At 59.0% G+C, this 13412-nt stretch carries 9 protein-coding genes and 1 pseudogene; all 10 read right to left on the reverse strand.

What is annotated here, in order from left to right:
* Positions 1–22 precede the first annotated feature (22 nt).
* Positions 23–551, reverse strand: a pseudogene (locus tag ABLX76_RS00305) (DUF3304 domain-containing protein).
* Positions 552–575: 24 nt separating this feature from the next.
* Entirely contained in the window at positions 576–1352 is a 777-nt protein-coding gene (locus tag ABLX76_RS00310; RefSeq protein ID WP_065882150.1) for a DUF4123 domain-containing protein, read from the reverse strand.
* A gap of 3 nt (positions 1353–1355) precedes the next feature.
* Positions 1356–3725, reverse strand: coding sequence for a type VI secretion system tip protein VgrG (gene vgrG / locus ABLX76_RS00315; protein ID WP_348873872.1), 2370 nt, complete (start codon positions 3723–3725; stop codon positions 1356–1358).
* Between the two features lies 1 nt (position 3726).
* Complete coding sequence (gene tssH, locus ABLX76_RS00320; protein WP_348873706.1) at positions 3727–6381, reverse strand: type VI secretion system ATPase TssH; 2655 nt, start codon at positions 6379–6381, stop codon at positions 3727–3729.
* 265 nt (positions 6382–6646) lie between these two features.
* A complete protein-coding gene (gene hcp, locus ABLX76_RS00325; protein ID WP_023289393.1) occupies positions 6647–7138 on the reverse strand; it encodes a type VI secretion system effector Hcp in 492 nt (163 codons plus the stop codon).
* Positions 7139–7142: 4 nt separating this feature from the next.
* Positions 7143–8849, reverse strand: coding sequence for an OmpA family protein (locus ABLX76_RS00330; protein ID WP_261901522.1), 1707 nt, complete (start codon positions 8847–8849; stop codon positions 7143–7145).
* Complete coding sequence (gene tssL, locus ABLX76_RS00335; protein WP_065882145.1) at positions 8846–9535, reverse strand: type VI secretion system protein TssL, short form; 690 nt, start codon at positions 9533–9535, stop codon at positions 8846–8848. The genes ABLX76_RS00330 and tssL overlap by 4 nt, the downstream gene beginning before the upstream one ends.
* On the reverse strand, positions 9532–10875 hold the full coding sequence (gene tssK, locus ABLX76_RS00340; RefSeq protein WP_072420330.1) for a type VI secretion system baseplate subunit TssK: 1344 nt from the start codon (positions 10873–10875) through the stop codon (positions 9532–9534). The genes tssL and tssK overlap by 4 nt, the downstream gene beginning before the upstream one ends.
* A gap of 9 nt (positions 10876–10884) precedes the next feature.
* Positions 10885–12429, reverse strand: a complete 1545-nt coding sequence (tssC, locus tag ABLX76_RS00345; RefSeq protein WP_348873709.1) for a type VI secretion system contractile sheath large subunit — start codon at positions 12427–12429, stop codon at positions 10885–10887.
* Positions 12430–12471: 42 nt separating this feature from the next.
* A complete protein-coding gene (tssB, locus tag ABLX76_RS00350) occupies positions 12472–12963 on the reverse strand; it encodes a type VI secretion system contractile sheath small subunit (protein ID WP_348873711.1) in 492 nt (163 codons plus the stop codon).
* Positions 12964–13412: the final 449 nt, after the last annotated feature.

Below are 13412 nucleotides of genomic sequence, written 5' to 3' on the forward strand. Positions count from 1 at the left end.
CCATGCCCTGGCAGCCCTGAATTTATTTTGGACATACTTCAGGCTCCTCCATCTTAATCGGATCCTTAATCGGGTAATTCGGATTACCGTAATCGTAACAACTGGTTGTCACTTTTATCTTGTCGCACGGAAGGAAGTGTATTTTGATGCCACAGGTTTTTTGGCCGTTATAATCAGGAACAGGCACTATTGCACTGTGCTCTACATAACTTGCTTTTATTTTTTTCCCATTCAAGATACTCATCCCAATGATCGTATCCTGGAAAGCCATCTGTTGAAGCTTCTCCTGTTTCCCACTCAATTTTTACCGTCATTCCCGGTTCCCATTTTGGAGGCACACCAAAGCAACCCGCACCGCCTCCTCCCTGCCACGGGCCGATAATATCGACACCGGACTGCCCGTTGAAACTATAGTGGTTGATGGCCCAGTGGGTATGGTTAATGGCCTCGATGGTTCCACCACCGCCGCTGACTGAATCTGATTCAGCAGGCTGATTACAGCCCGTTAACAGAAATATCTCTGCAACTAAAAAGAGAAAGGGAGATTTCATTTAACACTCCTTGTGAGGGATTAATCAGGTAACAGAGTTATTTGAAATAACCTGCGCCATAACCCAGTCATTGCGCTTATCATCAAAAACAATTCTCTGCTCTGTTGCGGTCAGCATCGCCTCATAACAGGCTGTAAATTCGGCTTGCCGGTTAGTAAACATCCCTTCTGGCACACTCTCGTATCTCAGAAACTGGCTCGTATCACTGACACACATGAGTTTCTCAAACTGGCTATCGGTAAATTCGATTTGCACCACGGACTTGTCAGATTCCGGGATTTCACCACTCCCCAACCGAATGGAAGACTGATAGTCACAATCGAGCCATGTCCAGAATAAGACCGGTATCAGCAGTTGCTTTTGCTGCTCAGCATCAAGAATGTGGCTGAACAAGAAAGGAAAAATACGGGTATCCCAGAAACGGAAAATCCCCTCCCGACCTTCATGTTGCGCATCAACACAATCCCTGAGCCAATCAGCAAGCTGTTCAAACGACCAGCAAGAACCGCATATCAGCAGGGGAGCCGATTCCATCATTTCTGCTGCAAGGTTATGTAGCCACTGAACATGTTCAGCGTCCGATAGATCCACCCGAACCAGCACAGGCGCATCCTCAGGATACATATCCTCAGGTAACCCTTGATATAGCGACTGCCACATCATAGGGTTACTGAAAGTAGTAAGTGCGGGCAGGACAGAGAAATTAACAGCACACTGATCGATTATCACATCAACATGGTCTATCTCGGCACGCTGGCAGGTTGTTCTGATTTTGTCCATCCACGGAGAAACGAAATCCATCTTTTACATCTCCCTTGGAACAAAACCCTGAGCGATTTCCTGTGCCCGTTTCAGACAATCTTTGCAGACCGATGATGGTAGTTCAGGCAACGGGAAATCCTGGCTCGCAGGTCCTTCCATGTTGTGCTGCCCTTTAAGGCTTAACAGTCCAGGGCCATGAACCTTAATTTCTCCCTGAGGTGTCAACTGGATGTAAGCGCCGCCACATGCAATAGTGATCCCGTTTTTTGCCGTTAGCTGCAGGTGACCTTGTGTTGACTGAACCGTGACGTCTTTCAGTGACGTAAGGGAGAGTGTGTCAGCGTGTGATTCTACTTCAAGTGGTCCTTTCGCCGAGACCAGCCGGATCCCTTCCTGTTGTGAGAGTAGCGAAATCGCTTTACTGGCGTTTACTGAGTGGCGCTGCGCGGTTGCAATATTGACCTCTCCCAGACTTTGCAGGTAGAGGCCTTTACCACTGTGCATTAGCGCAATATCAGGGGTAACAGAAGCAACCCCTCTGGGAGCAGCCATCAATAAAGCCGCTTCTTTCAGGTTACTGGCACCGTTAACAAACTCTCTCAGTGAATCTGCGTCCGGTGAATAATTATGATGAACCTGGGCAATACTGCCCCATTCGGTTATCTGATTCAGCGCGCCTTTCAACAAACTGACCGCCGGCTCCATATCCAGCGCCTGCCCCTGGGCCTGCGCCTGTCCGTCCGCGCTGATAAAAATACCCTTCTGCGCCCTGATGGCCCCCCAGCTGTCGGTTCTCAGCTCAAAGCCTTCGCCGCGCGGCTGCCTGTCGCTGTTCACCAGGTGCCCCAGATTCAGCTGGCTCTTGCCGCCATACTCCGTCGACACCTTGATATGCTCTTTCCCACGCTCATCGTCGAGGCGGATTTTGTTGTTGGCCGGGGTGCGCAGGACGTTACGTTTGTCATTGCGGATGGTGACGTGGTCGCCGTGCGCCGAGTCATGCAGCACGCCGGCGATGTACGGCCGGTCCGGGTTACCGTCCTCAAAGCCAATCGCCACCTCCGTCCCCGCCAGCAGCGGCAGGTGCAGGCCGTAAGTGTCTCCGGCATACGGCCGCGACTGGCGGACCCACAGGCTCTCGAACCCGGTTTCCCAGCACGCCCGGTCAAACAGCATATTCACCCGGTAGCGCCCGTGTTTGTCGATATGCCCGTAGGTGTCGTTTTCCCGGGTACTGGTTACGCGGGCCGGCAGCGTCCCGGCCATCACCGGGCGCGCGCCGGGCTCGGGCCGGTAGCCGACGTCCGGGCTGTCCGGTATGCCGGCAAACTCCACCGCAAAGTCGGCATCGCGCCGGGCGTGGCTGTGCATCGCCGTGATAAGCACGCCATCAGCAAACTCTCCAGCCACCTCCTCTCCGCCGGTCACCTTCAGCACCTGACCCGGGCAGAGCGTCGGGCAGCTGGTGGTGGCCTGCATCCGGGTCTGGCCGTTCAGATAACGCTCATGGCGAAGCCGGGCGTAAAACGCCCCGGTCTCCGGCGCCGGATGGCGGTCATGGACATTCCCGGCGGTCAGGTAGTTATCTCCCCAGTGGTAAGCCTCACCAAAGGTAGTGGTCTCCCCGCGGGTGACATCCACCTGCGCGTTCATGTCAGCCGTCGCCTCGCGGTAGTTGTAGTCGCGGGTACTGACCTGCTGCTCCACGACGAGGTGGCGGCATGCCATCTCCCACACCGCGTCCACCCCCGCCGACTGCTGCCCGGACGGCGGGACCGAAGGCAACGTCAGCCCCTTCTCATAGCCCTGCTGACTGTCGCAGAACTCCGCGACGTCGATGTGCAGCCGCGTGTCGGCGGTAAAGCGAAACCAGATCCCCACCTCACCCAGCAGACGTGTGATAAAGCGCAGGTCATCCTCGCCGTACTGCATCACCTGCTCACGGCGCGGATACGTTTTTGTCAGTGAGAACAGAAAATCCTGACCGCGCAGGCCGTGGCGCTCGCGGAGGATTTTTTCCACAATCTGCGGAACGGACTGGTCCTGATAAATGGCGTTCTGGTGCGAGCGGTTAAGCAGCGCCAGGCGCGGCTGGAGGGTCAGCGCGTAGTGCGTTTCATCCCTGGAGGTGCCGAGCCGTTCGAACCCCGTCACCACGCCCTGGATCACCCGCACGGGTTGCTGAACATTGATGCCGAAGCCCTGAGCCACCGGCGCCTGCAGCGTCAGGGAGGCTGCCTTCATCAGCATCATCTCTTTGCTGATGGCATGGTCTGCGCTGGTGAATTCGATACGATAGCGGAACGGCTGGCTCAGGGCTTCATCGCCCTCAAACGCCAGCACATCAAGCCCGGCTTCACATCCCTTCACCGAAAGCAGATGGTGGTTGTGGCTGAACAACAACGATTTCACGCTACTCATCGGCGATTGCCCCCTCGTCAAACGCCATCACGATGCCTTCTTCTTCGTGATACCCCAGCGTCACATGGTTCGGTTTATGCCCCGCCGCCATATGGCTCAATAGCTGCTGACTCAGCGCCGGCAGGATCTGCTGATTGAGCAGAATGTCGACGTTGCGGGCGCCGGTGTCCGGCAGCAGGCAGGCCTCGGTCAGCGCGTCGAACAGGCTCTCGCTGAGGGTGGTGGTCATCCCGTAATGGCAAGCCAGACGCTGACTCACCTGCCCGAGCTTCATGCCGACAATGGCGCGCAGCGCTGCCGCCGGCAGCGGACGGTAAATCACCGTCTGGAAGCGGGCCAGCAGCGCCGGCTGGAAGTGACCGCGCAGTACCGGGCGCAGCAGCTCGTGCAGGTCTGATTCGCTGGCCTCAGGCTGTTCATCCAGCAGCTGCATTAGCAGGTCACTGCCAAGGTTGGCGGTCATCAGGATCACGGTGTTGCGGAAGTCGATTTCACGCCCCTCGCCGTCGCGCATTACCCCCCGATCGAAGACCTGGTAGAACAGGTTCATCACATCGCGATGGGCCTTCTCCACCTCATCGAGCAGCACCACGCTGTAGGGGCGTTTGCGCACCGCCTCGGTCAGGATCCCGCCCTGGCCGTAGCCGACGTAGCCCGGCGGAGAACCCTTCAGCTGGCTGACGGTGTGCGGTTCCTGGTACTCGGAGAGATTGATGGTGATCATCGCTTTCTCGCCGCCGAACAGCGCATCGGCGAGGGCGAGCGCCGTTTCCGTTTTGCCGGTGCCGCTCGGCCCGACCAGCAGGAACACCCCCTGTGGACCGTTCTCCGGCGTCAGGCCGGTTTTCGCGGCGCGCAGGCGCCGGGCAATAGCGCTCAGGGCCGCCTCCTGGCCAACCACCCGTTTGCCGAGGCTCTCTTCCAGGCTCAGCAGCTCCGTCTGCTCATTCTTCATTAGCGAGGAGAGCGGCACGCCGGTCCAGTCGGCAATCACCGTCGCCACGGTGCGGACGTCGACATCCAGCCCGAGCAGCGGATTGCCGTGCTGGGCGACAGTAAGCGCGTTTTGCAGGTCGTTGATTTCCCCCTGGCGGGAGATATCGCAACGACATGCCCGCAGCGCCTCCGTCAGCTGCAGCTCCTGACCATATTGGGTTTCGAGGGTATCCAGCGCCAGGATAAGGCGGTTCTCCTCCTGCTCAATGAACGCCTGCCGTTCGCCGTGGGCGCTGTTGCCCAGCGCGATATCCTCCAGCAGCGCCTGCTTCTCCATCGCCAGCGCGGTGAGCTGCGCCTTCAGGCGGGTCAGCGGCTCTGGCACGGTATCAAGGCTCATGCGCAGGCGGGCGGAGGCGGTGTCGAGTAAATCCACCGCCTTGTCCGGCAGCTGGCGGCCGGTGAGATAGCGTCGTGACAGCGTCACGGCGGCACGCACCGCGTTATCCGTGATATGCACCCCGTGGTGGTGGGCATACCGGGGCTTCAGGCCGCGCAGCATCAGGCAGGCGGTGTCGTCGTCCGGCTCATCCACCTTGACTATCTGAAAGCGGCGCTCCAGCGCGGCATCGCGCTCGAAGTACTGCTTGTATTCATGCCAGGTGGTGGCGGCGATGGTCCGTAGTTCCCCCCGGGCCAGCGCCGGCTTCAACAGGTTGGCGGCATCCGCCCCGCCGGCCTGATTGCCCGCGCCGATAATCGTGTGCGCCTCGTCGATAAACAGCAGCACCGGCCCAGGCGACTGCTGCACCGCCTCAATGATATTTTTCAGCCGCTGCTCGAACTCGCCTTTGACCCCGGCGCCGGCCTGCAGCAATCCGAGGTCGAGGGTGCGCACCGACACCGGCTTCAGCGCGTCGGGGACGTTGCCTTCGGCAATGCGCAGCGCCAGGCCTTCCACCAGGGCGGTCTTGCCCACGCCCGGTTCACCGACGAGGATCGGGTTGTTTTTACGACGCCGGGAGAGAATATCCACCATCTGGCGGATTTCCGTATCACGTCCGAACACCGGGTCAATCTGCCCGTCTCTGGCTTTGGCAGTGACGTCGAGAGTAAATTTGTCGAGGGCGTTCTGCAGCGCCGGGTTGGGCCCATCCGCGTTCGGTACCCCGTCCGCAGGACGCCCCACAAACTCCACGTCCCCGCCATGACGCTGCGCCAGCGCCGCCTCCTGCTGCGCTTGCGGACGTTCGTCGGACTGGGTATCCAGCAGGGGGCGCAGGCGTTCCAGCTGGCTCTGGCCCAGGGTTAACAGCGGCCACAGGCCATCGCACTGGATCAGATTCTGTTTTGCTACCAGCGCCATCAACAGGTGAACACTGCGGATCTGCGCTTCGCCGCTGAGCGAGGCAATCAGCCAGGCCTCCTGCATCAGCTTCAGGATAGCGCCAGATAGCTGAGGACGATGACGTACCGAGCGCGGCTGTTTATCCAGCCAGCTAAGCAGATCCTGCCATAGCGCATCCATATCCCATTCGTAGCGCCGCGCCAGCACCGTCAGATCGCCTTCCCCCTGTTCCAGCAGCTTGAGCAGCCAGTGCTCGGGCAGGATCTCAGCGTGCGCCCGGGACTGGCACAGCGAGGCCGCCCCCTCCATCGCGCGGGCACAGCAGGGATTAAGACGGCGTAACAGGCTGGCTGGATTTTCCATGAGATCCTCTCTTTATTGGTTCCGGACACGCTACCGCCCGTCGCTGTTCCCCAACAGGAACCCATAGCGCACAGGGTCAGGCAGGCAGATTGTGTTTTTCTTTGCTGAGTACCCGCATCTCAGGCATTCAGCAAAAAACGGCGGACAGAGAAACGCTGTCCGCATCAGGCGATGGCCCTCCTTACTCCCCGGTCGCATAGATAACGATGCGACCGGGGTGAGCGAACGCCGCCAACGCACCTCCGGCGCGAAGAATGACGGGCAATTACGCGGTAGCGCGTTCGTTCCAGCTATCGGAATGAATGATGTTGCCGTCTTTATAGGTCCAGATGATCTTCTCGTAGCGCAGCTCGATCTGTTCCAGATGGTTGTGCTTCTCGTAGGCAGGGTCTTTGATGTCGTGCATCAGGGGATTCACTTTCACCACCTTGACGTTCTCAAGCGTGGTGTTGAAATACTCCACTTCCTGGCCAGCATCGTTGATCCGATACCACTTGAACTCGGCGGATTTCAGGGTCTGACCGGTGGTCACCGCCTTGTACAGGTAGGGGCTGGAGGAGTCGATCTCCTTGGTGAACAGGAAAGGCGTATGGATCCGCGTGCCGGTCAGTTTGCCGGTGTTGTTATCGGTCGGGATGTACAGGTTATGCTCCTGGGCCACCACTTCGATACTGCCTTCACGATCCTGAACGTCGACAGACCCTTTAATGTCCGCGCCGCCGTCGTCTTTCAGCCAAAGATAAACAGGAATTGCCATGGAATTACTCTCCATTGTGTAGTGAAGCGCCATCATCCTGGGATGACGCAGAGGGTTTGTCCGGTAACCGGCAGGCGTCGACCTGCGGCACCAGACTGATTTCGACACGTCGGTTCAGCGCCCGGCCTTCCGGCGTGTCGTTTGTTGCAATTGGGCGGCTTTCGCCATAGCCCTGAACGGCAAAGCAGCTATCCGGCACGTCGCCGGTATCGCGCATCCATTCGCGGACCGATTCCGCGCGTTTCAGCGACAATAACTGGTTGGCTTTTTCCTCACCGACGCTGTCGGTGTGGCCGGCCACTACGATCAGCCACCCGGGCCTGGCCTTAATGTCCACCAGCGAGTGGACCAGCCGCTTTGTCGAACCGGGTTTCAGTACCCATTTCCCGGTATCGAACAGCGACATGCTGTCAAGGCGGATGACGTGCGGCGCGACGCGCTGCACCGGCTTAGGGGGCGGTGGCGGCGGCACGTAGCGGCGAATAGCCTCCAGCAACGGCAGGCGAATCCGCTCCCCGCGATATAAGCCAAGACTCAGGCGCAGCGGGACGCCGTTACGCGCCCAGCTATCCAGCAGCGCGGCATCTTCACGCAGCACCCTGACTGCGCTGGCTTTTGCCCCATAATCATCCATCGCGATCCGCTCATAACGGGCAATATCGACGCCCACGCGCTGCAGCAGTTGTCGATTGTTCCAGCCACTGCTGAGCAGCGCGGCGACAGCCGCAAGAGTGAAAATAGCGAGCGCCGCGCGCCCGGCCCTGCCCCGTGGCGTGAGCCCCCGTCCCGCCGGTAACTGCGACAGGATGAAATCCGGCAAGGATGACGCATCCGGGGTGTCGGTCTCGCCTGGCTGCCAGCCAGCTACCCGCGTCAGGCCGGTATGCCGGGATAACCACCTCGTCCATGCCGACGACGCCAGGCTCCCGGCATGGGTGGGTCCGATCCCCCAAAGTACGGCCGCTGGGGTCAGGGGTGGCAGGTCGGCATTCTCCTCCGTTAACACGGTAAGGACGTGCCGTTCGAACCAGCCCATCAGGCTGTTCATTAACACCTGCTGCTGCAGCGCCGCCGCACCGCCGACGCTCAACCAGGTCGACACAGAACAGGGGGAGCAGGAGGGCTGCCAGACTTTCACCGCCTCACCCGGGATCGCCGCCTGCCAGAGCAGACTAGGGCTCATCGCGCTGCCCACCTGCCCCTGCAGCGCCAGCGGTACGGCATACCCCGTCTGCTGACGCAGCTGGCTGATTTGCCAGCGCAGGGCCAGCAGGGCGCTGGTCAGCGCGTCGCTTTGCGCGTGCCGCTGCGGGCAGACGCAGAGCAGCACCGACAGCTGAGACCCCCACTCCGGTCGCTGGCTTAATATCTGGCGCGCAACCTGCGGCAGCTCCTCCGTCTTTTCCACCCGGATCCAGCAGCCCTGTTTGACGACCCGCACCGGGGACGGCTGCGGCCAGACACACGGCAGATCGCCGCAAACGAGGACTACCGGCTGGCGATAAGCGATCGCCGGAAGTTCGTGCAGGGTTGACGTGACCTGACGTTCGGCACCACGACGGGCAATACGCAAGATCGCGATAATCAGGGCCAGCGTGACCAGCAGAATGAGCCACGCCCCCCAGCGAGGAACCGGCAAAAATAGCAGGCACACCAGCGCGCTCAGCAAACCTGCCCACAGCGCCAGCCCGCGCTGCTGGGCGGGGCTCATTTCCCCTCCCCCGGCAGCAGGGTCAGCAGCAGATGATCGAGCCAGTGGTTCAATCCCCACCACAGAGCCACGATCACCGCCACGCTCAGCCCTGCACGTACCGGCCAGGAGGCCAACCAGCCGCTTATCCCCAGTCCGGCGCGGCTCTCTATCAGCACCGGAGCGCCCTGCGGACAACGGAAAGGCGGGACATGTTCACTGAGCGCGTTGACCAGCTTCAGGCGCTCCGGGTCGTTGAGGGAGCGAAAGCTGCCAACAAAACCCAGCTGCATCACCCGCTGAAAACAGGTGACCACAGCCAGGTCGGGCGTCGGATCATGCAGAACCTCGCGCATCCGCTCGCACAGGGTGTCGCCGGCGTCCATGGTGCCGAGAAAATGCCCCTGCAGCGGAATGTCATACCACTGCAGGCAGGCATCATCCTCCACGCCGCGCCCTTTCACGACTTCATCGAGCAGCGCGCACTGGGCGGTGAGAATATGCTGACAGCTGACGTCATCAAGCCCGCTCGCCTTCAGCTCAGTTTGCACGCGCTCGACATCAGCAATACAGCGCTGCCAAAGCGTGTACCCCTCCTCATCGCGGAACTGCGGGCCATGGCGCAGGCTGATAACCTGCAGCCAGGTGTTTTGCAGCAGCGCATCAATATCAATGGACGCGGCGTTGCCGCGTTGACGTTCATTCACGTTCGTAGCACCGCAAAAAGTTCAAGTTCAGGCTCGCCGAGCATCCCCGGGACGTAGAACATACAGGTACCGCTCTGCAGCATTTCCGTCGCCAGAGGATGGGACACATCGAGGCTGAAATACTGGTTTTCCAGACGCAGCGGGATCGCCGCCGGCACATGACGCAATGGCGTCAGGGGCACCCCTGTCCGCGAGGAGTTGACGATGGCTTTGACATGATCCGGACTGCCCACTTTGCACTGCCGCGGAAACTGTTCCTGCAGCTGGGCGACCGGTACCGACGAACGAACCGACAGATAGTAATCCGCCCCTTCCCGCAGCCGGGCATCGTGCAGACGCGCCTGCCAGAAGTGCAGCCGGGCATCATGCTCCAGGGCAATCGCTACCACCCGCGACGGCAGGCTCGCCTCCAGCAGGTCGCTGAGTAAATCAAACAGCGGCGGAAAAACCGCGTTCAGCTGGTCATGTTGATAGATCGGGACGGCATTCGCCTGATGGGTCAGCGAAAAGGTCAGCAGGCTGCCAGCCAGGCGCGCCAGCTCCGGATAGAGGCGTTCCGGCGGGCTTTGCCGGTAACGCAGAAAATAACCCAGCACCGGCTCAGCGCTGTTCAGCGCGTTCAGCAACCAGAACAGAGAGACATCGGCCACGGCAAAATCAGCCATCCGTTCATTGCTCTCGCGACGCATGGCCATCAGGCGCGTCAGACGAGCCCGGAGCTGAGTAAGCAGCAGTTCAAGCTGCGTCGCCAGCCAGCGGCTGCCCTGAATCTGCAGCAGCGGCGGGAGAAACGTCTCGTCGATGAGCCAGGCCCCCTGCGAATCCCGCAGCAGGCGTACCACCGGACAGGTCAGGTAATCGCTGTTATCCTGATGGGCGAAACGGAGCGACAGCTCCGGCTGCATGACGGCAATCTGCCGGGTATCATCCCCGAACTGGTTGCGGACATCGCGCCAGCGCTGCCGGAAGCGCACCGGCCTGTCGGCCACATCGTCAGGCTTCAGGCAGTTGCCGCCATTGGCCTTCATCAGAGGCAGCGCCAGCATCACCACTCCCGTGCGGGATTCGCCCTCCAGCGACAAAGCCGGCGGCAGCGCATCGGCATTGTCCGTATCAATCATCGTGCCATCCTGGAACCGGACCTGCAGCCTGTGAGCCTGCAGGCGTCCCAGTTTGAGCATCTCTGGTTCGAAGGTCGCCTCAACCACTCCCCAGGGGTGGTTGAGGCCCATCCGGGCAATCGCTTCCGCAGCCCAGGCGGCATACGCAGCCTGCTGTTGAAAATGCTGGGGCGACACCATAATGCCCCGGCCCCATAACGGACGTTCGGTTTTCATCATCGTCCGACCCTACGCCTTCGCCTTCGGCATCTGGCTGACCAGCGACAGATTGACGTCCAGCCCCTCGACCTGGAAGTGCGGCACGGCGTACAGCTTCACGCGGAAGAAGCCCGGGTTGTCCTCGATATCTTCCACCACCACGCTGGCATCGCGCAGCGGATGGGAGGCCTGCAGCTCGTCGCCCGGATCGGTCATTTCAGTGACCAGGCTCCGCACCCAGGTGTTCAGCTCCAGCTCCAGCAGACGCCGGTCCTTGGTGGTGCCGATATTCTCGCGCTGGATCATCTTCAGGTAGTGCGCGATGCGCGACAGCAGGAAGATATAAGGCAGACGCGCGTTGATGCGGCTGTTGGCGGTAGCGTCGGCGGTATCGTACAGCGCCGGTTTTTGCGCGGAGTTGGCCGAGAAGAAGCAGGCGTAATCGCGATTTTTGTAGTACGACAGTGGAATGAAGCCCAGGCTGGCGAATTCAAACTCCCGTGTTTCCGGGATCATCACCTCGGAAGGGATCTTCACCTGATTGCCGGTGCCCAGATCGTACAGATGGATGGGCAGATCTTTCACCGCGCCGCCGGCCTGCGGGCCGCGGATCTGCACGCACCAGCCGTTATTGACAAAGCTCTTCACCATATTGGAAGCGAAAGAGAACGCCGCGCTGGTCCAGAGATACTTTTCGTGGTCCGGCCCCTTCACCTGCTCGACATAGTTGAAGCTGCGCACCGGCACGGTGTCCGGACCATACGGCAGACGACCCAGCACGCGCGGCATCACCAGGCCGATGTAGCGGGCGTCGTCGGTTTCCCGAAACGCTTTCCAGCGAATATATTCCGCACGTTCGAAGTAGTTACCGATATCTTTGATGGCGGCGACCTCTTCCATGGTCTCTTTCAGGAAGAAAGCCGGGCCGACGGCGCCGATAAACGGCATGTGGGCGGCAGCGGAAACCCGGGAGATATTGCGCAACAGCGCCACGTCCTGCGCGCTGGCATCGAACTCATAGGCCGAGATCAGCGAGCCGATCGGCTCGCCGCCGGGGGTGTCGTACTCCGCGGTGTAGGTGTGCCAGTAAAGGCCGCTCTGAATCAGCTCCGGCGAATCCTCAAAGTCCTGACGCAGATCGTCCTTCGAGACGTCGAGGATCTCCGTTTTCACGTTCTGGCGGTAGTCGGTGTTGTCCACCAGCTGTTTGAGGCCGCGCCACAGGGATTCGACCTGCTGAAACTCCGGATGGTGCATCACTGCGTCCAGCTGGCGGCTTATCTGGAAATCCAGTTCAGCGATATGGTGGTCAATCAGCGTTTTATCGAGCTTTTCCACCCGCTGGCCGGACTGGCGGATGCGCTCCATAAACACCTGCATCGCCGCGGTCAGACGCTCCGCCGCCGGCGCCTCGGAGAGCGCGGCATCGTCCAGAAAGTCGTTGATGTCCCCGAGGCGAGAGGCCGGGGCGAGATTGATTTTTTCAAACAGCGACGCGTAAACGCCCTCGCTCGCCGTGTTTTCCTGCAGCGCGGTTTGCCCCTGAACAGGGCTGTTTTCTGTGGTAACAGACATTAGCATTTTCCCGGTTATTCCATTAACAGACTTGCCCCGCCATTATTTCGGAGCAAGCGCACTCATTTCGTCGCGTAATTCCTGTGACAGCGCCGAATCTTTCAGAATTGCCTCAAGCTCTTTTCTGAAAGTGGCGTTATCAAGCAGATTGGATTTGAGATCGCGTAATAAATTACGCATCGCCAGCATGGCGCGGAGTTGCGGAATTTGCCGGGCAATCTGCTCCGGTTCAAAATCGTTGATATCGGTAAAACGCAGCCTGACGTTCTCCTCTTCGCCATTGCCAGCCAGCGTATTCAGCACCGAGAGATTCACCTCCGGGCTAAATTCCGAAAGTACGCTGTTAAAGTTATTTTTATTGACGTTAATTTTTTCTCTTTCCGATAATGGCCGGTTTTCTTTACCGTGACTAAAATCGCCAATGGTAAGTAGCTTTAATGGCAGCTCAACCTTTTTTTGCACGCCGCCGGTGTGGAGAGATAATTTGAGATTAATGCGAGCCTTAGGCACTTCATTCTGGAACGTATCAGCCATAGCAGTTCCTTTCCTCAGGGAATAATTATTGAAGAGTTGACGGTAAAAGCCTGAGGATAATAAAACAGAAATAGATTATCGATCAACTTAACAAGAAGATTTATTGAATATACTCACAAGGTGAATGATTTTATTTTTTCTTAGCGCCAGGATAAATATTTAATAAATAAATACAAAACCTAAAACAATAATCAAAATAAATTACGCACCAAAGAAAAATATAAGAATAAACATAGCGATAACAGCACCTGGAATTAAATCATCCCCTCGCAACGCAATTTATCGTCACCCGCGCGGCAAAACATTCAAGAGCAACCTTTTTCCCAGCAACTGGTTTGCGCTAACCGGTCAGCGAACGTGACGAGGAATGACCGCGGACCCAGCGATATGTTCCTCCGCAGACAGTCGTCAGTGGCTGAAGAGCCTATTTTTCTGGGCGACTGACCACA

This window comes from Klebsiella sp. JB_Kp004 (genome assembly GCF_040065795.1).
GTDB classification, from domain to species: Bacteria; Pseudomonadota; Gammaproteobacteria; order Enterobacterales; family Enterobacteriaceae; genus Klebsiella; species Klebsiella quasipneumoniae.